The organism is Pseudomonas sp. (assembly GCF_049645325.1).
Lineage (GTDB): Bacteria > Pseudomonadota > Gammaproteobacteria > Pseudomonadales > Pseudomonadaceae > Aquipseudomonas.
Genome location: NZ_JBARTQ010000222.1, coordinates 1 through 22,790, shown reverse-complemented (window position 1 = coordinate 22,790; position 22,790 = coordinate 1). Strand labels below are relative to the sequence as shown.

The following is a 22,790-nucleotide window of genomic DNA, read 5'->3' as shown; positions in this document are numbered from 1 at the left end:
CGAGCAAGCCCGCTCCCACATTTGGACTTCATTACCAACTCACCTCCCCGCCCCGGCCACAAAACCCTATATAATGTGCGACTTTTAGCCATCCTGACTCTCAAGGAGCTTTAGTGAGCACGTTGCCACCCTGCCCAAAATGCAATTCCGAATACACCTACGAAGACGGCGCCCAGCTGATCTGCCCGGAATGCGCCCATGAGTGGTCCGCCAATGGCGAGACCGAAGCGGCCGGCGATGAAACCGTGAAGAAAGACTCTGTGGGCAACGTCCTGCAGGACGGCGACACCATCACCGTGATCAAAGACCTCAAGGTCAAGGGCACGTCCCTGGTGGTCAAGGTCGGCACCAAGGTCAAGAACATCCGCCTGTGCGACGGCGACCACGATATCGACTGCAAGATCGACGGTATCGGCCCGATGAAACTCAAGTCCGAGTTCGTGCGCAAAGTCTGAATCGGCTACTCCCATCCCGCGCCCGCCGCGGGATGGCGCTTCGCCCTCTCTGTTGATCGAACGCAATAACCACACAGAAAACTCAGGAAACCGCCAATAGGCACTTGCTATTCTACGAATAAGAATTATTCTCATTGAAACCCATCAAGGAGAATGAACCATGACGTATTTGATCGATGCCTGGCTGGACCGCCCACACCCTTACCTGCGAATCCTGCATCGGGAAACCGGGGAAGTCTGTGCTGTGCTGGAAGAAGAAGCGCTGAGCGAATTACAGGACCAAGGAGACTTGGACGTCAATGGCCTGAGTTCCAGTGAGCCTGGAGTGCTGAAGGAAGTGGTGCGTAACCTGTTTCTGTTCTGTTACGCCCGAGCGTTGCGCCCGGCCACGGAGCTCAATGGCAAGTTTCACCCATGAGCGATCGCGAAAAACCTGAAAACGCTGGCTTCCTGTGGGAGCCGGGCTTGCCCGCGATGCAGACGACTCGGTCCAACCCGCTACCGAGGTGATGCTATCGCAGGCAAGCCAGCTCCCACATGAAGCTGGCGCCAGTGCTATCGGGCCTTACAGAACGTCGAGCAGCTCGACGTCGAACACCAGAACGCTGTGCGGCGGGATGCTGCCAACGCCTTGAGCGCCGTAAGCCAGTTCGCTCGGCACGTACAGACGCCATTTGCTGCCGGCATTCATCAGTTGCAGGGCTTCGGTCCAGCCGGCGATCACGCCGCCTACCGGGAATTCTGCAGGCTGGCCACGCTCGTAGGAGCTGTCGAACACAGTGCCGTCGATCAGGGTGCCATGGTAATGGGTACGCACTTGATCTTCGCGGGTCGGCTTCGCGCCGCTGCCGGCAGTCAGCACTTCAAATTGCAGGCCGGAAGCCAGGGTGGTGATGCCATCACGCTTGGCGTTGTCAGCCAGGAAGGCCAGGCCTTCGCCAGCAGCGGCTTCAGCATTGGCAGCGGCTTCGGCTTGCATGATTTCGCGGATCACTTTGAAGCTGGCAGCCATTTGCTCTTGGTCAACGCGGCTTGGCTTACCGTCGAAAGCGTCGGTCAGGCCTGCCAGGATGGCGTCGATGCTCACGCCCGGCGGCGGGTTGTCGCGCAGTTGGTCGCCCAGTTGACGGCCAATACCGTAGCTGACGCGGGTTTCGTCGGTGGACAGATTAACTTCGGACATGAAGGTGCTCCGCTGTAGGAAGGCAGTGAAAAAGCCGCACAAAGGCCGCGTTTTCCGTGTCATCCAGAACTAAAAGGGCCAGCAGACTAGCACACAACACTGGACGTTGATGAGCACCCGGGCATACCTATCTACCACCGCCCCCTGCCCGCCCCTCTCCATGCTGGTGGTTCAACCCATCACCCTTGGGGCCGTGCCAATGAGTACGCCGAACACCCGTCATGCCATACCCACGCTTAACCAGATCCACGCCCATCTGCTGGAGATAGACCCAACGCTGCGCGCCTACAGCAAACAGCCTGTCACCCTCACGCAGGAGCGATTGGCACTGGAGGGGCTCAACACCGCCCTCAAGCGCATTAACGGCGCATTCGCAGCCAAGGCCCGCGCCCTGTATCAAGGCCTGGAGCAGGCCGACCTGACACAGGCCAGCGACCAAAACGTGCTAGGGCAACTGAAACAAAGCCTGAACAAAAATCTGCAGGACCTGGATGAAACCAGCACGGTCGAAGGCCAAAGTCGCAAGACTTACCTGACGTTCACCGCCGGCATCAGCGCCCTGGAACAGGAAACCCGGCTCAACGTCAGCGACTACCTGCTGTCCCCCGCCGACCTGCTCATGCTGGAAGACAGCTCCCGCGGGCCATCCTTGCGCCCCGGCATGTACGCGCTGACCTTCACCTACCAGGAGCAGACAGTGGCCTTCGCCGGCGCCTTCGTGCTGACACGGCAAGCCAGCCCTGTCGTTGACAGCCTGGACACCACGCAACCCGTCGGCCCGGTGCTGTTGTTCACGCCCTCGCGAGGCCTGGAGGCCTTCGACTCCCTGCAACAACTCGACCTGAGCCTGAAAGCCGTCATGGCCCAGCCTTCCGGGCGTACAGAATTCAATCGGCATTTGCCCGTCGCCTACCAGCATCTGCAACCTCTCGACCTGTGGCCGCTGGGCTTGCAGCCTGTCGAGGGCGAACCCGTGTTCGAGCAGGCATACCAAGCCCTGCTCGACAAGCGTGAACTCGACATCACCCATGCCCTGAGCCTCGCCGAAAACAGCCAACTCGACGCCGCACAGCTCAAGCAGCACCTCGACAACGCCGTGGACGCCGCCCTGCCCGACCTCACGCTGCGCCTGGATTTCAGGGCCCAGCGCCTGCTTGAACGCACGGTCTATAACGCCTTGCCGGACTGGTACCGCAGCGCCGGCGATGCCAGGCGTGAAACCCTCCACCAACACCTGCAGCGCTACAATCAAGCCCGCCAGGCGTTCCTCGACCTGTTCGGCCCGGCAGCAACACCGCAGGCCCTGGCTCGGCACCAATGGGCCGAGCAACTGGCCGATGAGCTGGACATTCATGACCTGGACCCTGACCTGCTGCACATCACCACCCGCCGCAGCGTGCCGCAGGTCGGCACGTATGACCAACGACGCTCGCTGGTGGACCTGGCCCTGCGTGGCCTGCACCCGGGGGACAGCACGGCAGGCTCGGCCTTTCTCGACGACAGCACACTGACCTACGCCGGTGCGTCACTCGGCGAGCACCATGCCGGTCTCACTGCGCAAAATGTCATCACCCTGCTGCGCGACCTGCAACCGCGCCTGGACTTCGCCAACACCCAAAAATCCGCGCTGGGCAGCCCGCACGTCAAGCAGGCGGCGCGCGACTTCTTTGACCGGCGGCTGGTTGCCATGGCCTACATCGCCAGCCTTCAAAACCACCTGACCGCGGCAGATTTGCAGCTGTTTGAACAGCTGCGAGACCGTCCGCGCCCGCAGCTCTGTGCACAAACCGTGATGCTCCACGGCGCACAACTCAACGACGTGTGGCTATTGCGAGACGACGATGCCAACGGCCAGGTCAAGCGCCTGCTGCTGTGTACGCCGGACGCGCCCAGTGCCCAGCAATTTTTCGCCTTCGACAGCCTGCGCGAATGCCAGACCCACATCATCGGCTGGCTCGACAGCACGTCTCGCATCAACGGCCGCACACTGCGCGATTACCTGCTGGAACAGGTGCCCCTGCGCTTCCGGCCGAAAATGAACACATTCATGCAGGGGATCAGCTTGCGTCCCGATGCCGAAGAGCATCTGGAGGTGACCTTCGGCAAACCCTGCAACCATGCCGACTGCCTGGACGCCATGGCGTCGCACCGGCTGGCGCTGCAATTGGATGATTATGAGTTGGGCTCGCCTGCCTGGTACCGCTCCGCCTCACCGGCTGACCGCGAGAGCCTGGCTCGCCTGAGCGACGATGCAGACGGCGCTCTGCGCATCTACAACGCCAGGCCAGATGCCGAAGCCAACTTCCCGAGTTTCGAACGCTACCTGCACCAACGCGCCACGCTTAGCCTGAACACACTCTTGGGGCGTCGTGAGAATGACGTCGACCCGGACAGCGTCTTCGCCTACGCACCTAAACCCCTGATCGGCAGCCCGCCACTGCCGGTTTCCTACACGACCCTGTACCGCGACGGCTACGAGGATGGCATCGGTTTTCTCAGCGAAACGTTTTCCACCTCTGCCACCTTCCGTGGGCCTGACGGTGTCGACCTGAGCCCCTTGACGGCACAAAAGGTCGCGAGCTCCGTCACCGGCCGATGGATCGGCGCGCGGTATTGCGATGAAGTCCGCCAGCGCCTGCAAAGCAGTGAAAGCCCAGGCTACGCCGAGCGGCGTAATGCCGTCCTGGCAATTCAGCAGTTGCAGATGAAAAGCGCTGCGCTGGAATCACGGCTTCAAGGGCATATCGCCAGCGTTGACCTGGCGTGGCTTGAACGGGCCATCGACAGCCTGTCGGCCACCGACAGCGCCACGCGTAACACTTACAAAGTCCATCGGCTGTTTATCGACGGCGATTGGGTGATCGGCAATTACCTGTTCAGCCATGGCGCGAATGCGCAGCTGCTGTACACCCCCGGCGCGCCGGATGGCATCGGGTTTCGTGAAGCCAAGCTCTTCAACTACCTGCTGAAAAAGGCAGAAGGCATGCTCCCGTACTGGTGCGCGCGCGTGCCGCTGCCGTCCATGGCCCGGGTCAGGCTGTTTTTGCAAAACGCCAGCGACGGTTTACCCAGCGACATCAACCGCACGACACCCAGCCCTGCCCGGCACGACGGCATCAGCCACATCACGCCCCTGACCGACCTGCGGCACGAGTTCCACACCATGCACCTGCAGCGCAAGATCGACGACGTGCAGGCCACTACGGTCAACCGCACGCAGATGATCACTGGCATCCTGTGGACCTGTGTCGAATGGGTGACCGCCGTGGCGACCATGCCGTTTCCGACGCTCAGCCTGACCTTGGGCGGTTTGCTCGCGTTCAAGGACGCCATGCTGGCCTTGAATGCCTACCACCAGAACGATCGAAATAGCGCCCTGGACCACTACATCGGCTACCTGGCCAACGTCGGTGGGGCGGTGCTGTTCGATGTTCGACCGGCGCTCCGGGGCGCAATGAAAACGCTACGCCCCCTGCTGCACGCCGGCCCGCAAGCCTCGCACAGTGCCCTGATCAGCCCACTCGACAACCTCAAGCCAGAAGGCATGCAAGCCCTATTGTTCGACGGGCAGCCCTTGTGGGCAACCCAAAGCCCGGAGGCCCTGGGTCGTTATTTGCTGTATCGCCAGGACCCGACCACCGGCCAATTGCATTCGACCGCCCGCCTGGTCAGTCAGAACGTCGACGGCCAGTGGGTGCGCAGTGGCGTGGCCGGTGGCGGGCGTAAAAAATATGAGCAATTGGTGGCCGATGAAAGCAGCCCGCTGGAGCGCTTCGACGTGGCACCGGATCAAGCCAAGACACTGCGCGCGCTGCTCGACCCGCAGTTCAGAGAACGTCTGCAGGGCATCAGCGAAGAATTCGGTGCCGGCGCCCAGAGCAATGCCCATTCACAAGTAGAACCCCTGCGCCGGGCCTATAGCCGGCAAGTCGAGCAACTCAACCATCACACCGACACGTTTTTCAGCGCCCGGCCGGCGCCTGCCCCAAGGCCTCCAGCGCCGGTACTGGCCACCGACGCGACGCACGCCGACATCCTCATCACCCTGTTCAACCGCGACAAACGGCTGATTATCGGCGCGAACAACGACTCCATCGCCAGCAAACAGCTATTGATCGAGCAACTCCCCGCACTCGCCGAACAAGGGCTCAAACGCCTGTACATCGAGAACCTGCCCCGGGACCTGTTTCATCGCAAACTGAGGATTCTCAATAACCAACTGCCAGGCAACAAGGCCAAGGCCCTGGAGCAGATTGAACGTCATCTGGCCCAGGTGGACGAAAGCCTGGGGCTCACGCAGCAAGCGCCGTTCACCTATCGAAAACTGGTACTTCAAGCCTATCGATTGAACATCACCCTGGACGGGCTGGACGCAGCCGCCTCGTATCATATGGAACATCTGCTGGCGTTGGGCGAGGGGCCGGCGCTCATCCCGCGCAGCAGCAAATTGCGCAATGTTTATTCACACACTGTCCTTGAACACAGTCTGAAAAACACCTCCGGTGAAGGTTGGTTGGCCCTGGTTGAATCGAACCGGCTAGGCACCTACGAGCACGCCGCAGGGCTCGCAGACCTGCAAAACACCCTGGCGTTGCGCATTGAGGATGCGGGCCCGGGCCAACCCACCGGCCTCTGGCCCGATACAGCGAGCCACGCACAATCAAGGGGCGACTACCGCCTGGCTATACCGACCGCCCATGCAGCGCTGCGCAGACCGAGCACTGCTTCGATACCTGCGGTAACAGCCACCCATTTCGCCGAGTTCGACATCCCCGACGCTCTTCGCCTGGACATCGACCGCATGAGGATGGGCAGTCGCGGCCTGGACGTTCACTACTCCCACGCCACCGGAAAAGATGTAACCGCCTTGAATACGTTCAGCCAGATCCGTGAACGCTTGCGAACCCGCGCCAAGGCCTTTTTCGCTGACCTCACATTGGCGCAACGCGGCTCCTTGGCCGACATCGCCAAAGCGAGCACTGAACAGGCGTTATTTGAGCGGGTGTATGCGCAAAAACTCGGGCTGGTGGTCGGTGAGGGGCACTCGGCTCAGTCCAGTAAACGCCTGCTGATCGATTCCATGAAGCAACTGAAAAAACACGGTGTGAAAACCCTCTACATGGAACACCTGTTCACCGACCTGCATCAGGAAGCGCTGGATACCTTTCACAGCAGCCTGAAAATGCCGCCGATCCTGGAGAACTACCTGGGCAACCTCGACCGTGGGCACATGCTCGATTACCGCGGCCCGTACACATTCACCCAGGTGCTCAAGGCTGCCAATAAACACGGCATACGAATTCGCGCACTGGACTGCACCGCGAGTTACCACGTCAAAGGGATCAACGACCTGGACGCCCGTCTCCAGCTGTTCAATTATTTCGCCAATGAAGTGATCAAGGCCGACCAACTCGTGCAAGGGCCGCACAAGTGGGTGGCGTTCATGGGCAGCATGCACACAGACATGCACCTGGGAGTGCCGGGCATCGTCCAGTTGCAGGATGCCGTCAGCCTGCACGTGCGCGATACCGCCCCCGAGCTGGCCAGGCCGCTGCACAGAGGCTCATGGGAGCTTGTCGAGGAGGATCAGGGCGTCGCCTTGCACAGTGACTTCAAAATCGAGACGGGCGTCCCCGGCAAAAAAAACCTCCGCCTCACGCCCTTGCCCAACCGCTCCCAACTGAGGGAGCCGGGGCACTTTCTCATCGAACACCCGACCGCCTCCGAGGCTCGCCTGCTGCACTTCTCACGCAGCAATGAAATCGTGACTACGCCGATCCAGATCGACGACAGCGGCCAATTTTTCATTGAGCGCTGGGAAGGGCTCAAAGACCTTCGTTTCCGCTACCTGTCACAACTGATCGAAGTGCTCAAAGCCCACCCACCCAGGGGCATGGGCTTGCGCCAAGTGAGCTGACCGCTACTGTCTCAAGACCCCGCCCGATGCTCGGGCGGGGTTTGCCACTCATCAGCCACCTTAAAAAAAATTTCAGATTCACGTCTCGCCGCCGATACCGATCTACATACTTTGGCTGGCTCAAACAACAACACCGTCCAGCAGACCGACATCACCTTTGCGGAGCATTCGATGAACAGCTGGTTCGGCAACATTAGCGTCAACCTCAAACTGGGCCTGGGATTTGGCCTGGTACTGGTCCTCACCTCGATCCTGGCACTCACTGGCTGGACCAGCCTGGGCAGCCTGATCGACCGCAGCAACTGGATGAGCGATATCACCCAGCTCAACGCCTCATTGACCAAGCTGCGCATCGTGCGCCTGCAATACATGCTGGCCAACGGCGACGAGGCTGTAGCACAGAACGTACAGACCAGCCTCGACGCCTTCGCCGCCCAGCAACAGAAGCTGCTGGACAGCTTCAAGAGCCCGGAAAACCTCAAGCTGCTCAACCAGCAGAAGACTGTCATTACGGCCTATCAACAGTCCCTGAACAAAATGCGCGAGGCCTACCGCAACGGCAGCAATGCGCGCCAAGTCATGGGCGACAAGGCGGATATCGCCAATGCACAGATCGACGCACTGGACACCAGCGTGCAGCAGATGGCCGACAGCCCGGAGCGCTTCACCCAGTACCAGGCGGTGACGCACGCCAAGGAAGATTTCCAGTTGGCGCGCTACGAAGTGCGTGGCTACACCAACAACGTCAATGCAGAGACCGAAGCCCGCGCCGCAGCACAGATCGAGAAAGCCATCAGTGGCTTGAAAGGCCTCAGCGCCGCCTTTGGCAGCAGCCAGCAAAGCGCCTTGTCCTCGCTGGAAACCGCACTCGGTGCCTATCGCAGCGCCGTACAGAGCTACAAGGCGGCCAATGCCAACATCGTCAGCGCCCGCGCTGAAATGACCACCCAAGGCGGCGATATCGTCACCATCAGCGACAAGCTCTACGACATCCAGCTTGATCGCCGCGACGCCGAAAGCGCCCAGGCCCGCAGCCTGCAATTGATCAGCACATTGCTGGCCTTGCTGGTTGGCGTCATCGCCGCACTGGTCATCACCCGCCAGATCACGCGCCCTATCCAAGACACCCTGGCCGTGGTGGAACGCATCGCTTCCGGCGACCTGAGCCACACCCTCCAGGTCACCCGTCGTGACGAACTGGGCGTGCTGCAACAAGGCATCCAGCGCATGGGCACCACGTTGCGCGAACTGATCAGCGGCATTCGTGACGGCGTCACCCAGATCGCCAGCGCGGCCGAAGAGCTGTCGGCCGTGACCGAGCAGACCAGCGCCGGCGTCAACAGCCAGAAGATCGAGACCGATCAAGTCGCCACGGCGATGCATGAAATGACCGCGACCGTGCAGGAAGTGGCGCGCAACGCCGAGCAGGCGTCACTGGCCGCGGCCGATGCCGATGGCCAAGCCCGCGCGGGTGACAAAGTGGTGGCCGAAGCCATCGCCCAGATCGAACGCCTGGCCGCCGAAGTGGCACGTTCCACCGACGCCATGACGCACCTGCAACAAGAGAGCAACAAGATCGGCAGCGTGATGGACGTGATCAAGGCCGTGGCCGAACAGACCAACCTGCTGGCGCTCAACGCGGCGATCGAAGCGGCGCGTGCCGGTGAAGCCGGGCGCGGGTTTGCCGTGGTGGCGGACGAAGTGCGTGGCCTGGCCCAGCGCACACAAAAATCCACCGAAGAAATCGAAGGCCTGGTCGCCGGTTTGCAGAACGGCACCCAGCAAGTCGCCGCGGTGATGAATAACAGTCGCAGCCTCACCGACAGTAGCGTCGAGCTGACGCGCAAGGCCGGTGTGTCGCTGGAAAACATCACCCGCACGGTGTCGAATATCCAGTCGATGAACCAGCAGATTGCAGCAGCGGCCGAGCAGCAAAGCGCCGTGGCCGAAGAGATCAGCCGCAGCATCGTGAATGTGCGTGATGTGTCGGAGCAGACCGCAACGGCGAGTGACGAGACGGCCAAGTCGAGTGTGGAACTGGCACGCCTGGGCAGCCAGCTGCAGCAGATGGTCAGCCATTTCCGGGTCTAAAAAACCAAAAAAGCCGCCCCGGTTCAAGCCGGGGCGGCCCACTTCTCAGACCTTACAGGTCATCGAAGCTGTCCCGCAGGAATACCCATACGTGGTAAACACGCAGGGCATTCACTACGAGGTTCCACGTACGTCGTGCAAGCTTGGACATACTCGGCCCTCCAAAAGAGTTGGGCCTAACCTCCAGCGCACTTACCGGAACATGTGAGCCTTCAGATGCAGGTCAATGCATCTTTGAGGCGGCCGGGTTAGTGGGCTTCCCGCATGAATCCGGCACGGATTACTAGCCCGTGGCGATCAGTCCAAGAAATTCGCGCGCGTACCCGGCGCACCTAAAAGCGACAAACGCAGAACGGGGAAGAGCCTAACCAAAACGTCGCTTGAAGGTGTGACAAGCAGTGGTTAAATATCCAGTATCGATCAGGAGATCTATTGCAAGCTTTTGCAGGGAAATCGGCACCCGGAAAGCGTCGGAAATGGCTGAAATCCACCCGTATTCAATCTTGCGTGATGATAAGCCCAACGGTAGTATTCGCCTGCAGGTCAATGCATCTTTGAGATCGCACTCCCAAGCAGCGTTGGGATTGCAAAAAAACCGCCCTACTAAGGCGGTTTTTTATTGCCTGCGATTTACCGCTCAGCCCGCGCTTTCCTCAACAAACACCAGCCGATTCCCAAACGGATCGCTGATGCTCATCTCCCGCGAGCCCCATGGCGTTTCTTCAACCCCGGGCTTGGCATACCGATAATCCTTGGCCAGCAAGTGCTGCTGATACGCGTCCACGCCTTGCGCCTGAATCCGCACCGCCGTGCCCGGCGACGCATCGCCATGGTGCTCGGACAAATGCAGCATGCATTCGCCCAACGACACCTGCAGATACAACGGGAAATTCGCCTCGAAGCGGTGCTGCCAGTCCACCTTGAACCCGAGGAACTCGACGTAGAACTCCAACGCCTTGGCCTCGTCGAAAATCCGCAAGATGGGGGTGACTTTTCCTAAGTGCATGTGTCCGCTTCCATGTCTGAAAAACCCAACTATAGAGGTTTTTCCGTGTTGAATGGCAGACCGCAATCGCAGGCAAGCTGAACGCTACCTCGGTCTACTGACGGGCACCGAACCCGCCGCGCAAATCCCCGCTGCGCGCCAAAAACCGGCCCGGCCGCTGACCATTGGCCTGCCCTTCGCTGTAGCTCAACACCCCGTTGACCCACACGCCATCAATGCCTTCGGCCGCGCGTTGCGGCGCGTTGAAATCGGCCACATCGCGCACCCGTAGCGGGTCGAACAACACCAGGTCAGCCCAGTGCCCTTCGCGAATCTCGCCCCGCTCGGATAGCCCAAACCGTGCCGCCGACAAGCCGGTCATTTTGTGCACGGCGGTGTGCAGCGGGAACAACCCCACATCCCGGCTGAAATGCCCCAGCACCCGTGGAAACGCCCCCCACAATCGCGGGTGTGGAAACGGGTCTTCGGGCAACCCGTCCGAGCCCACCATCGACAAAGGATGCGCGAGGATGCGCCGCACGTCCGCTTCATCCATCCCGTAATACACCGCCCCCGCCGGTTGCAGGCGACGTGCGGCGTCCATCAGCGAAACGTCCCACTCAGCAGCAATATCCTGCAAGTCGCGCCCGCCCATTTCCGGCTGCGGCGTCGACCAGGTGATGGTGATGCGAAATGCATCAGTGACTTGCTTCAGGTCCAGGGTCGAAGAACTCGCCGCATACGGGTAGCAATCACACCCCACCGGGTGGGTTTTTGCCGCCCGTTCCAGCGACGCCAGCAACTGCGGGCTGCGCCCCCAATTCCCCGCGCCGGCACATTTGAGATGAGAAATGATCACCGGCACCTTGGCGTGTCGGCCGATCAGGAACGCCTCGTCCATCGCCTCCAGCACTGGTTCGAATTCGCTGCGCAGATGGGTCGTGTACACCGCGCCGAACGCCGTCAGTTCTTCACTCAGTTGCAACACTTCATCGGTCTCGGCATTGAACGCACTTGCGTACGCCAGGCCTGTGGATAAACCGAGGGCACCGGCTTCGAGGCTTTCCTGCAATTGCACGCGCATTGCTGCGATTTCTGACGGCGTGGCCGTGCGGTGCAAGTCGTCCATATGGTTGCTGCGCAGCGCTGTGTGGCCGATCAATGCCGCGACATTCACCGCCGGGTGAGCGTCTTCCACTGCGCCGCGGTAGTCGGCAAACCGTGGATACGTGAACGCCTCACGCGTGCCCAGCAGGTTCATCGGGTCTGGCGGGTCGCTGCGCAAACTCACCGGTGAAGCGCTGATGCCGCAGTTGCCGACGATCACCGTGGTCACGCCCTGGCTGAGCTTGGGCAGCATCTGCGGGTGGCGGATCACCACCGTGTCATCGTGGGTGTGCACGTCGATAAACCCTGGCGCCAACACGCGGCCGCTGGCGTGAACTTCATGCTCGGCAGTCGCCGCCGACAAATCGCCGATCGTCTCGATACGCCCCGCGCGCAACCCCACGTCGGCGACATAGCCAGGGGTGTTGCTGCCATCAATGATCAGTGCCTGGCGAATCAGCGTGTCGTACTTCATATCAATCTCCAAGCGGCAGGCTGTCAGGGCCGCCGCGATAATCGTCCAGGGCCAGCTTGATCCGGCGCAGGCGTTCCTGGTTGTCGTCCGGCAGGGCCAGCGCCAGCTCGGTGGCGAGCAGGTCGATGGCCAACAGCATTCCGTAGCGTGCCGCGGTGGGCTTGTAGATAAAACTGGTTTCGGCCGGTTGCAGCGGCAGCAATACATCCGCCAGCTGGGCCAGCGGTGAGCCGGCCAGGGTGATGGCGACGATGGGCGCATCGTAGTTGCGCGCCAGTTTCACCACGTCCAACAACTCCGGCGTGATACCGGTCAACGAACACACGATCAGCGCATGCTCAGGGCCCAGCGTCGCGGCCGTGACACGCATCATCACCGGGTCGCGGCAGGCGGCAATCGGGTAGCCCAGGCGCACCAGTCGCACCTGCAACTCTTCACTGCACAGGCTCGACGGGCCGCCCATGCCGAACGCGTGAATCATCCGCGCCTTGCCCAGTACATTGACCGCATCGGCAAAGCTCGCCTGGTTGAACCCTGACAAGTGCTGACGCAGCGTCGCCTCGATATCCCCAAGAATTTGCCGATGAAATGCCGACTGTTCCGGCAACCCCGCCGGGTCCAGAAAGCGGCTGCCCACGCCGCTGGCCTGCGCCAATTGCAGGCGCAGGTCACGCAAATCGCGGCACCCCACACTGCGCGCAAACCGCGACAGGGTCGCCGTGCTGACTTCGGCCCGTTGGGACAACGCTTCCAGGCTGGCCGAGGCGGCGAAGCCCACATCGTCAAGCATCAGCTTGGCGATACGCCCTTCGCCAGCGCTGAAGGAATCCTGGCGGGCGCGGATCTGGTAGAGGATGTCCATGGGGGCTCCGGGTTACAGATTGAGGCTCATAACAACAGTGAAAGGCCATAGGTGAGCGCGAAGGCGACCACTGAAATAAGGGTCTCCAGCACGGTCCAGGTCTTGAAGGTCTGGACCACCGTCATATTGAAGTATTCCTTGATCAGCCAGAAGCCGCCGTCGTTCACGTGGGAAAAAATCACCGAGCCCGCGCCGGTGGCCAGCACCAGCAATTCCGGGTGTGGATAACCCAGGCCCATGGCGACCGGCGCAACCACGCCTGACGCGGTGGTCATGGCCACCGTGGCCGAGCCCGTGGCGATCCGCATCAGCGCGGCGAACAGCCAGCCCATCACCAGCGGCGAGAGATGGAAGGCATGGGCCAAGCCCAGGATTTCGTTGGTGACGCCCGCGTCCACGAGGATGCGATTCAACCCACCGCCCGCGCCTACCAGCAAGGTAATGCTGGCGGTCGGCGCCAGGCATTCATTGGTGAATTTGAGGATCGACTCACGGTTGAAACCCTGGGCCAGGCCCAGCGTATAGAAGCTCACCAGGGTGGCCACCAGCAGCGCGATCACCGAGTTGCCGATAAACAGGAGGAACTGGTTGAAACCGGTGCCCGGTGTGGAGATCACGTTGGCCCAGCCGCCGATCATCATCAGCACCACCGGCAACAGGATGGTGCCCATGGTCAGCGCAAAGCTCGGCAGACGGGTACGCGGCTCGCGGTCGATAAACTGGCGTTCCAGCGGGTTTTCCGCCGGCAAGTGAATGCGCGGCACGATGAACTTGGCGTACAGCGGGCCGGCGATGATCGCCGTCGGGATGCCGATCAGAATCGCATACAGCACGGTCTGCCCCACTGACGCGTTGTACGCCAGCACCGCCATCATTGCCGCCGGGTGCGGCGGCACCAGCGCGTGCACCACCGACAGACCGGCGACCATCGGCAAACCGACCATCAGGATCGACACGCCCACCCGCCGCGCCACGGTAAACGCAATCGGCACCAGCAACACAAAACCGACTTCGAAAAACAGCGGCAGCCCGACCAGGAACGCGATACAGACCATCGCCCAATGCGCGTTGCGCTCGCCGAAACGGTTGATCAGCGTGCGCGCCACCTGCTCGGCGCCGCCGGATTCGGCCATCATCTTGCCGAGCATGGTGCCCAGCGCCACCACCAGGGCAATGTGCCCGAGGGTCTTGCCGACGCCCGCCTCGTAGGACCCCATGATGGTGTCCGCCGGCATGCCGGCCATCAGTGCCAAACCAATCGACACCAGGGTGATGACGATAAACGGGTTGAGTCGGTAACGTGCGATCAGCACGATCAATGCAATGATGGCGATGGCAGCGTATGCCAATAGCCCAAAGCCCGGTGATGCGGCCATGCGGTACTCCTCGGAAAGGGTCACGTCGAATCTGTTGTGAAACTCATAAATCATTACCGGGCAGTATTTTCAATTTTTATGAAAGTAATTTTCGCGCACAGATAAGCGTTGTCGCGTGGGGATATGCCAGGCGCCAGCCGATGAAAATTCGGGGGGTGTATTTACATGAAGTTTTTTGCGCGTGGAAACTCAACTGCCGAGGCCGAGTCTCAGATTGCGTTCCTACTCACCACCAGGAAAACCCAGCCATGAATCGTAAAGCCCTGCTTGTTCCTTTCGCCGCCGGCGCGCTGCTGCTCGCCTTTGCCGGCAGCGCTTCAGCCGCCGATAACCCGGCGCTCAAGAAGTGCATGGACGGCGCCAACACCACGGCCGACATGGTCAATTGCAACGCCAAGGAAGCCAAGGTGCAGGATGAGCGCCTGAATAAAGCGTACAAAACCGCCCTCGCCGCCCAGGAAGGCGCGCGCAAGCAGCAATTGCAGGATGTTCAGCGCCTGTGGATCAAATACCGCGACGCCAATTGCGGCTTCGCCGGGTCAGCCACCGGCGGCACCATCGACCAAATCAACGGCTCCGGCTGCGTGCTGGACATGACCCAGACCCGCGCCCAGGAACTCGAAGACCTGGTCGGGCCATGACCCCTGTGGGAGCGGGCTTGCCCGCGAAAAACCGTCAACGATGACGCTGACTCGCGGGCACACCACAGCTCAGTCGTGATGCACCTTCGCGCGCTTGAGCAACTTCTTGCAGCGCTCCGACAGATGCAGCACGCGCAGGTGCTTGCCGGCCTTGCTGTAACGCTCGCGCAGGGTCATCAGCGCGGCAATCGCCGAATAGTCGACAAAGCTCAGGTGACGGCAATCGAGCGTCACCTGGGCCGGGTCATTGGCCGGGTCGAATTGATTCAGAAACGGCGTGGTCGAGGCAAAGAACAGCGTGCCGTGCAGGCGATAGAGCTTGCTGCCGTCGGCTTCCAGATGCTCATCGGCGTACAGCTCGCGGGCCTGTTGCCAGGCAAAATTCAGCGCCGCAATCACAATGCCGCACAGCACCGCGGTGGCCAGGTCGGTGAACACCGTGATCACCGTCACTGCGAGAATCACCAGCACGTCATTGAGCGGCACTTTGTTAATCACCCGCAACGACGCCCAGGCGAAGGTCTGCTGCGACACCACGAACATCACCCCCACCAACGCCGCCAGCGGAATTCGCTCGATCAGCGGCGACAAGAACAGAATGAACAACAGGATCATCACCCCCGCAAACACCCCGGAGAAGCGCCCGCGCCCGCCGGAGCTGAGGTTGATCACGGTTTGCCCGATCATCGCGCAACCGCCCATGCCGCCGAACAGGCCCGAGACCATATTCGCCGCGCCCAGGGCCACGCTTTCGCGGTCGGGGTAGCCACGGGTCTCGGTGATTTCGTCGGTGAGGTTCAGGGTCAACAGGGTTTCCAGCAGGCCGACCATCGCCATCAGGAACGCGTAGGGCGCGATGATGCCGAGGGTTTCCAGGGTCCAGGGAATCTGCGGCAGCGCGAACGTCGGCAGGCCACCGGCGATGTGCGCCATGTCGCCCAGGGTGCGGGTCGGCAGGCCGAGCAGGTACACCGCCAGGCCGACGCCGAGAATGGCCACCAGCGCCGGCGGCACGGCACGGGTCAAGCGTGGCAGCAGGTAGACAATCGCCATGGTCACCGCCACCAGGCCGGTCATTACATACAGCGGCGTACCGCTGAGCCAGGTGTCACCGCTTTTAAAGTGCTCCAACTGCGCCAGCGCAATGATGATTGCCAGGCCGTTGACGAAACCGAGCATCACCGAGTGCGGCACCATGCGCACCAGCTTGCCCAGACGCAGCACACCAAAGGTGATCATGATCAAGCCGCCCAACAGCACCGTCGCCAGCAAGTATTCGACGCCGTGTTGCACCACCAGCGCGACGATCACCACCGCCATCGACCCCGCCGCACCGGACACCATGCCGGGCCGGCCGCCGAATAATGCGGTGAGCGTGCAAATGATAAATGCGCCGTAAAGGCCCATCAGTGGGTTGAGGTGGGCGACCAAGGCAAAGGCGATGCATTCGGGCAGCAAGGCAAACGACGTGGTGAGTCCGGCCAAGGCATCGGCGCGCAGACGGGTGAGGTTCATTGAAGTACCAGGGTAATGCGGGGGATTAGGCGGGGGATGGTACGGAATTGCGGCGGGTGGGGCCAGTGAAGTGTCAGGTCAGGTAGACCGCGTGGCCCCCATCGCAGGCAAGCCAGCTCCCACCTTGACCGAGTATTGCTTGAACAACTCGGTCAAGGCGGGAGCCGGGCTTGCCCGCGATGGCAGCGCCTCGGTATCAAGCGAACATCACACCATCTCGTTGCGAATCCACTCAACGACGGACGTACGCTTCGGCGCCCAACCCAGCAATTCACGCGCATGCTTGCCGCGCACGCGGCTGTTGGAGCCCAGGCCATAGTTGGCCATTTCATAGCCCCACTCAGCTTCAGCGTCCGCCAATGGCCAGTCCTGCGGCTTGCCCAGTTTCAGCGCTTCGGCGATGGCGGTGGTCATGTCGACAAACGCCGCTTCACCGCTTTCCACGAAGTAGAAAGTGCCCGGTACATTCTTCTCAAGTGCCAGCAGGTACAGCGCCACCACGTCTTCGATGTGCACGTTGGACCAGATGTTCTGCCCGGTGCCCACATGGCGCACCACACCGCTTTTGCGCGCCTGCTTGAGCAGTCGCGGCAATTGCACGCTGTCGCGCTTCACGCCCAGGCTGTGGCCGTAAATCAGGGTGTTGCAGATCACCGCCGCGTTCACGCCGTCGTTGGCGGCCGCGAGGATCAGGTTGTCGATAGCCACACGCGCAGCCTTGTCGACGGTCGGCACCGGCAGGTTGTCTTCAAAGTAGATGACATCGCTGGCCTTGCCGCCCGACGCATCACCGACGATGCTCGAACCACTGGTGTGCAGGAACGGCTTGTTGGAACCCTTCAAGGCCGCCAGCAAGGTCTCGACCGCAGAGCGATGGTCGCTGCTGGCGGCGTTGATGACGGCATCGGCCTTCGAAGCCTGCTCGGTCAACACGGCGGCATCGTCGAGGGTGCCGATGACGGGCGTGATGCCCAGGGCGGTCATTTCAGCCGCTTGCTCGGCGCTGCGCACCAGGCCGGTGACGGTGTGGCCAGCCTTGACCAGGCCGGTGGCGATGGAACCGCCGATAAAACCTGCTGCGCCGGTAACGAATACGTTCATGGAGTGTTCTCCTGACGGGGTAAGTGATGGGTGCGACTCGATGTATGCCCCAATGATGACGGGGCTGCTCCCGGCGAATAAGACCCTGTTGCCCAATTCAATCTTGCGCGCAGGTCACGAATCAGCAGGCATACCGCGCCAGCTTGGTCTGAATGAAGTCCAGGAAGCACTGGATGCGCAACGCCAACTGCGAGTTGCGGTAGAACACCGCGTGGATCGGTTGGCGATACCCACTGTTGAACGCCTCCAGCACCGGCACCAGACGCCCGGCGTTGATGTCTTCGACCGTCATGAAGTTCGACAGGCAGCAAATGCCCTGCCCTTCCAGCGCCAGCTGGCGCAGGGTTTCGCCACTGGAGGCGGCGATGCTCGGCTGGATCAGCCAACGGTCGCCTTCCACATGCCGCAATGGCCAATGGTTAAGGGTTTCGGTCTGGGTGAAGCCCAGCAACGTGTGGTCCGCCAACTCGGCGACCGTCGACGGTGTGCCGTAGTGCTTGAGGTAGTCGGGGCTGGCGAGGATATGCAGGGGCGTACAACCCAGCGAACGGGCGTGCAGCGTGGAGTCGGCCAGGACGCCGATGCGGATCGCGATGTCGGTGCTCTGTTCCAGCAGGTCGATGATCAGGTCATCGCTGTTCAGCTCCAGCTGGATCTCCGGGTACAGGCTGCGAAACTCGGCGATGTACGGCACGATCCCGTGCAGCATGAACGGCACGGCGGCATTGATGCGCAGCCGTCCGGCAGGTTTTTTCTGGCGTGATGACAGGCGTTCTTCGAGTTCTTCCATCTGCGCCAGGATCACCTTGGCCTGCTCGAAAAAGTACTTGCCCTCCTCGGTCAGGTCCATGCGCCGCGTGGTGCGGTTGATCAGCGTGGTGTCGAGCTTGGCTTCCAGCCGCGACAAGGTGCGGCTGACCGCCGACGGCGTTTGCCCGACCTGTTCCGCCGCCGCCGAAATCGAGCCGCACTCAATCACACTGACGAAAATCTGTAGCTCATCGGATCGGGCTTTCACGGGCTGTCCTCTTTATCGGTTGCTGGCAGCTTACACCGAGAATTTGAACACCTGCGCCAGATGCTGTTCGTAGCGCGCCACGTCAGTCTCGATGGCCGGGCGTTTCATCACGTCCACGCACAGGAAGGTCGGCAGGCCGGTCATGCCGAGGAACTCGTTGGCTTTGTGGAACGGGAAGTACACCGCGTCTACGCCCTTGGCTTCAAAGAAGTCGGTCGGGTCATCGAAAGCTTGCTGCGGAGCGTTCCAGGTCAAAGACAGCATGTACTGCTTGCCCTGGATGAGGCCGCCGCTGCCGTATTTCTGCGACGCATCGGAGCGGGTGCGGCCGTCGCTGGCGTACAGGCTGCCATGACCTTCGGTGAACACTTCGTCGATGTATTTCTTCACGATCCAGGGCGCGCCCATCCACCAGCCGGGCATCTGGTAGATGACCACGTCGGCCCAGAGGTATTTCGCGACTTCTTCGGCCACGTCGTAGCCTTCGTCGATGTGGGTGACTTTGACGTCGATGCCCGCACGGTCCAGCACGGCCACGGCAGCGTCGTGCAGGGTGCTGTTGTAGCGGCCGTCGGAGTGGGCGAACTGCTTGCCGCCGTTGAGCAAAAGGACTTTTTTCATGGGGGGAATCCAGAGGGTTAAAAATGTCTGCCGGCAGGCTATCGACATTCAACCCCGGGAATAAGCAGCGGTTCGGCAAAATACATTTGACCAAAATGCACGAATAACGCCGCACTCTTGCATTAGCCGCCTATCAATAAATGGCCACCCAACAGCGCCATGCCGATAAAAAACACCCGCTTGAACAGCGTTGCACTGATGCGTTGGCGCAGTTTCTGGCCCAGCCACATCCCCAGCAGCGCGGGGAACAGTGCCAGCAAGGACGCATTGATTTCGCCGCCACCCAAGGTGCCGCGCCAGGCCAGCCCGGCGGCCAGCGCCAGCGTCGACACGGTAAACGACAGCCCAAGCGCCTGCACCAACTGGTCGCGCGTCAAGCCCAGCGCCTGAAGATACGGCACCGCCGGAATCACGAACACGCCGGTGGCCGAGGTGATCACGCCGGTGACCACGCCACACAGCGGCCCCAGCCAGCGTTCAGCAGCAGGCTTGACCTTGAATGTGGGCAGGAATAATCCGCTCAGTGCATACACCAGCAACGCCGCGCCCAAGGCGCGCACCACCCAATGCCCGCCCTCCATGCCCAGCCACAGCGTGCCGAGCCCGGTGCCGAGAAAAATCAGCAGCAGCATCGGCCATAGGCGTTTGATCAACGCGCTCAGGTGGCCGCCGAAAGCCAGTTGCCAGAGGTTGGTCACCGTCGAAGGAATGATCAGCAACGCCGCAGCCTGCGCCGGGAGCATAGCCAGGCCGAGCATGCCCATGGCGACGGTGGGCAAGCCCAGGCCGATGACGCCCTTGACGGTGCCGGCCAGTAGAAAGGTGCCGACCACCAGCAGGGTCAGGCTGGGGCCGAGGTGTTGGTAGAACGCTAGGAAGGTATTCATGGGAGGGAGTGTGGGGCTTTTCGATGCGGTCGAAAATTCGTCATATACTGAGTCAGCCTCTTGTTTTGAATGAGGCTGATGCCGCTTTCGCAGGCAAGCCAACTCCCACCTTGACTGTATTCACACATCAAAAGGTGGGAGCGGGCTTGCCCGCGAAGAAGCCCGCCCAGTCACCGGAAAGCTCCCATGCACTTTGACCTGATCGACCTGCGCCTCTACCTGCACATCCTCGACACCGGCAACATCACCGCCGGCGCAGCGCGCAGCCATCTGTCCCTGGCCGCCGCCAGCGCCCGCATCCGTGCGATGGAAGCCTCGTCAGGCATTGAGTTTCTCGAACGCGGCCGCCGGGGTGTCACGCCCACGCCCGCCGGCAAGGCCTTGGCCCGCCATGCGCGCCTGCTGTTGCAACAAGCCGAACACCTGCAGCAGGACCTCGCGGAGTACGCCAACGGCGTCAAAGGTCAGGTGCGCCTGCTGTGCAACACCACGGCGCTCAGCGAATACCTGCCGGAGTTGCTGGCAGACTTTCTGCGCGAAAACCCCAACCTCGATATCGACCTGCAGGAATTGCCGAGCCTGCGCATCACCCAGGCGTTGCGCCAAGGCACGGCAGACCTAGGGATTATTTCCGACGCGGTGGACACCCACGGCTTGCAGACCCTGCCGTTTCGCGACGACCCGCTGGTGCTGATCATGCCGCTCGATCATCCGTTGGCGACGGGCACTGTGAGTTTTATCCACAGCCTGCAATACGATTACGTGGGCCTGGCCGCCAACAGCGCGTTGGCGGTGTACCTGGAAGAGCAGGCGCTGCACGCGGGTTTTCGCTTGCAAACGCGTATTCGCGCCGAGGGGTTTGATGGGCTGATTCGCATGGTCGCCAGAGGCGCAGGCCTGGGCATCGTGCCCCAGGCGGCACTGGACCGCTGGCCGTCAGCGCAGCGCTTCAAGGCCCAGCCCCTGACGGAAGACTGGGCCTGCCGAACCCTGCTGCTATGTGCCCGATCCTTCGAACAACTGCCCGGTTACGCCAACGCCTTGTTCGAGGCCCTGGCCCTGCCCTTGCGGAAAAACCCGTAATACACCGCCGACAGCATCAGCAGGAATGGCACGCCGAACACCAATGTCATCTTGAACGCCTCGGTGAAATACGTAGTGATCATCACCGCGCCCATCAGCACCAGGCCCAGCAAGGTGCTGTAGGGAAACAGGCGCAGCTGGAACGACAGCTTCGCCCCGCCATGGCGCTTGCGATAGCGGCGGAAGAACAGGTGCGTGAGGAAGATCATGAACCAGGTGAAGATCGCGCCGAACATCGAGATCGCCATCATCAAGGTGAACGAGCTTTCCGGGTACACCACGTTAAGCAGCGTAGCCAAGGCAATGCCGGAGCTGGACAACAGCAGCGCATTCAGCGGGATACCGCTCTTGCTCAGCGCGCCCATGGACGTGGGCGCAAACCCTGCACGCGACAGGCTGAACATCATGCGCGTGGTGATATAGAGCTGGCTGTTCATGGCCGACAATGCGGCGATCAGGATCACAAAGTTCATCACCCCGGTAGCACCGGGAATGCCGATGGTCTGCATCACCGTGACGAACGGGCTCTGCGTTTGCCCGGCCTGGTTCCACGGCACGATGGCGAGCATCAGCGCCAGGGTCAGCAGGTAAAACACCACCAGCCGCACGATGGTCGCGCGAAAGGCTTTCTTGACCGCCTGCTCCGGGTCGGCGGCTTCACCGGCGGCCACCGCGATCATTTCCACGCTCAAGTAGCTGAAGATCGACACGATTACCGCGATCCACATACCGCTCAGGCCATGGGGGAAAAAGCCGTCGTGGGCCGTGTAATTCTGCACGCCGTATTGCGGGTTGCCGGAGCCGAACACCACGTATGCCGCGAGGATGATGAAGCCGACGATGGCGGTGATCTTGATCGTCGAGAACCAGTATTCGAAGTTGCCGAAGGTCTTCACGCTGATCGCATTGAGCGCGATCAACACACTGGAAAACGACACGATCCACACCCACTCCGGCACGTTGGCGAACCAGTACTTCATGTACATCGCCACCGCCGTGACCTCCGCGCCTACCGCCAGCACAATCGCCGCCCAGTAGGCGTAGCGCACCAGGAACCCGGCCAGCGGGCTGATGTAGAACTCGGCATAGGCGCCAAACGAGCCGGAGGTGGAATGCGCCACCGTCATCTCCGCCAGGCAGCCCATCAACAGCAAGGTGATCAACGCGCCGATGGCGTAGCTCACCAGCACACTGGGCCCGGCATAGCCGATGGCATAGGCGCTGCCCATGAACAGCCCGGTGCCGATGGCGCCCCCGATGGCGATCATGCTCATCTGGCCGGACGTGAGCTGGCGCCGCAGGCCCAGTTCGCGGTGAGTGATCTCTGCAAAGCCGTTGTCTGGCGTGGTCACGTGGTGTGCCCCTTTATTATTGTGGTTGCACAGCTTGGAAATTGACGCAGGTCCCCTGTGGGAGCGGGCTTGCTCGCGAAGGCGGAGGGTCAGTCGACACATGTACTGGCTGATCTACCGC

The 22,790-nt window shown here is 61.5% G+C and carries 17 protein-coding genes and 1 pseudogene; 7 read left to right on the top strand and 11 right to left on the bottom strand.

The features are described 5' to 3' along the window. Positions 1 to 113: 113 nt before the first annotated feature. Both WBB95_RS09670 and WBB95_RS09665 read left to right on the top strand, forming a co-directional pair. On the top strand, positions 114 to 455 hold the full coding sequence (locus WBB95_RS09670; RefSeq protein ID WP_017735022.1) for a zinc ribbon domain-containing protein YjdM: 342 nt from the start codon (positions 114 to 116) through the stop codon (positions 453 to 455). A gap of 160 nt (positions 456 to 615) precedes the next feature. Then, entirely contained in the window at positions 616 to 873 is a 258-nt protein-coding gene (locus WBB95_RS09665; RefSeq protein ID WP_056858344.1) for a hypothetical protein, read from the top strand. Positions 874 to 1,020: 147 nt separating this feature from the next. On the opposite strand, the gene WBB95_RS09660 is transcribed toward WBB95_RS09665, so the two are convergent. Then, entirely contained in the window at positions 1,021 to 1,638 is a 618-nt protein-coding gene (locus tag WBB95_RS09660; RefSeq protein ID WP_424487380.1) for an FKBP-type peptidyl-prolyl cis-trans isomerase, read from the bottom strand. A 199-nt stretch (positions 1,639 to 1,837) separates the two neighbouring features. Between WBB95_RS09660 and WBB95_RS09655 the strand changes: the two genes are divergently transcribed. The 3 genes and pseudogenes from WBB95_RS09655 (at position 1,838) to WBB95_RS09645 (ending at position 9,646) form a co-directional block, all read left to right on the top strand. Next, positions 1,838 to 7,555, top strand: a complete 5,718-nt coding sequence (locus tag WBB95_RS09655) for a membrane-targeted effector domain-containing toxin (protein WP_424487379.1) — start codon at positions 1,838 to 1,840, stop codon at positions 7,553 to 7,555. 171 nt (positions 7,556 to 7,726) lie between these two features. Next, positions 7,727 to 8,791, top strand: a pseudogene (locus tag WBB95_RS09650) (methyl-accepting chemotaxis protein); the annotation flags it as partial. Then, positions 8,783 to 9,646, top strand: coding sequence for a methyl-accepting chemotaxis protein (locus WBB95_RS09645; protein WP_395611318.1), 864 nt, complete (start codon positions 8,783 to 8,785; stop codon positions 9,644 to 9,646). The pseudogene WBB95_RS09650 and the gene WBB95_RS09645, both read left to right, overlap by 9 nt. A 637-nt stretch (positions 9,647 to 10,283) precedes the next feature. Here the strand turns inward: WBB95_RS09645 and WBB95_RS09640 are convergent. The 4 genes from WBB95_RS09640 to WBB95_RS09625 all read right to left on the bottom strand — a co-directional run bounded on the left by WBB95_RS09640 (position 10,284) and on the right by WBB95_RS09625 (position 14,451). Beyond that, entirely contained in the window at positions 10,284 to 10,652 is a 369-nt protein-coding gene (locus WBB95_RS09640; protein ID WP_424487378.1) for a glyoxalase superfamily protein, read from the bottom strand. A gap of 94 nt (positions 10,653 to 10,746) precedes the next feature. Further along, positions 10,747 to 12,213 carry an N-acyl-D-amino-acid deacylase family protein gene (locus WBB95_RS09635; RefSeq protein WP_424487377.1) on the bottom strand — a complete coding sequence of 489 codons (1,467 nt, stop codon included), beginning with the start codon at positions 12,211 to 12,213 and terminating at the stop codon, positions 10,747 to 10,749. A 1-nt stretch (position 12,214) separates the two neighbouring features. Beyond that, positions 12,215 to 13,075: a MurR/RpiR family transcriptional regulator gene (locus tag WBB95_RS09630; RefSeq protein WP_424487376.1), complete on the bottom strand. Its 861-nt coding sequence runs from the start codon at positions 13,073 to 13,075 to the stop codon at positions 12,215 to 12,217. A gap of 26 nt (positions 13,076 to 13,101) precedes the next feature. Continuing rightward, positions 13,102 to 14,451: a gluconate:H+ symporter gene (locus tag WBB95_RS09625; RefSeq protein WP_424487375.1), complete on the bottom strand. Its 1,350-nt coding sequence runs from the start codon at positions 14,449 to 14,451 to the stop codon at positions 13,102 to 13,104. A gap of 248 nt (positions 14,452 to 14,699) precedes the next feature. Between WBB95_RS09625 and WBB95_RS09620 the strand changes: the two genes are divergently transcribed. Further along, positions 14,700 to 15,092 carry a lysozyme inhibitor LprI family protein gene (locus WBB95_RS09620; protein WP_424487374.1) on the top strand — a complete coding sequence of 131 codons (393 nt, stop codon included), beginning with the start codon at positions 14,700 to 14,702 and terminating at the stop codon, positions 15,090 to 15,092. Between the two features lie 69 nt (positions 15,093 to 15,161). On the opposite strand, the gene WBB95_RS09615 is transcribed toward WBB95_RS09620, so the two are convergent. The 5 genes from WBB95_RS09615 to WBB95_RS09595 all read right to left on the bottom strand — a co-directional run bounded on the left by WBB95_RS09615 (position 15,162) and on the right by WBB95_RS09595 (position 20,234). After that, positions 15,162 to 16,607 carry a SulP family inorganic anion transporter gene (locus tag WBB95_RS09615; RefSeq protein WP_424487373.1) on the bottom strand — a complete coding sequence of 482 codons (1,446 nt, stop codon included), beginning with the start codon at positions 16,605 to 16,607 and terminating at the stop codon, positions 15,162 to 15,164. A gap of 207 nt (positions 16,608 to 16,814) precedes the next feature. Further along, positions 16,815 to 17,708, bottom strand: coding sequence for an NAD-dependent epimerase/dehydratase family protein (locus WBB95_RS09610; RefSeq protein WP_424487372.1), 894 nt, complete (start codon positions 17,706 to 17,708; stop codon positions 16,815 to 16,817). A gap of 121 nt (positions 17,709 to 17,829) precedes the next feature. Beyond that, entirely contained in the window at positions 17,830 to 18,726 is an 897-nt protein-coding gene (locus tag WBB95_RS09605; protein ID WP_424487371.1) for a LysR substrate-binding domain-containing protein, read from the bottom strand. Between the two features lie 30 nt (positions 18,727 to 18,756). Then, the gene (locus WBB95_RS09600) at positions 18,757 to 19,347 is read right to left on the bottom strand and encodes an NAD(P)H-dependent oxidoreductase (RefSeq protein ID WP_424487370.1); all 591 of its coding nucleotides are present in this window, start codon (positions 19,345 to 19,347) and stop codon (positions 18,757 to 18,759) included. A gap of 122 nt (positions 19,348 to 19,469) precedes the next feature. After that, the gene (locus WBB95_RS09595; protein WP_424487369.1) at positions 19,470 to 20,234 is read right to left on the bottom strand and encodes a sulfite exporter TauE/SafE family protein; all 765 of its coding nucleotides are present in this window, start codon (positions 20,232 to 20,234) and stop codon (positions 19,470 to 19,472) included. A gap of 186 nt (positions 20,235 to 20,420) precedes the next feature. Between WBB95_RS09595 and WBB95_RS09590 the strand changes: the two genes are divergently transcribed. After that, positions 20,421 to 21,317, top strand: coding sequence for a LysR substrate-binding domain-containing protein (locus WBB95_RS09590; protein ID WP_424487368.1), 897 nt, complete (start codon positions 20,421 to 20,423; stop codon positions 21,315 to 21,317). Here the strand turns inward: WBB95_RS09590 and WBB95_RS09585 are convergent. Continuing rightward, complete coding sequence (locus WBB95_RS09585) at positions 21,263 to 22,669, bottom strand: amino acid permease (RefSeq protein ID WP_424487367.1); 1,407 nt, start codon at positions 22,667 to 22,669, stop codon at positions 21,263 to 21,265. The genes WBB95_RS09590 and WBB95_RS09585 overlap by 55 nt on opposite strands. Between the last annotated feature and the right edge of the window lie 121 nt (positions 22,670 to 22,790).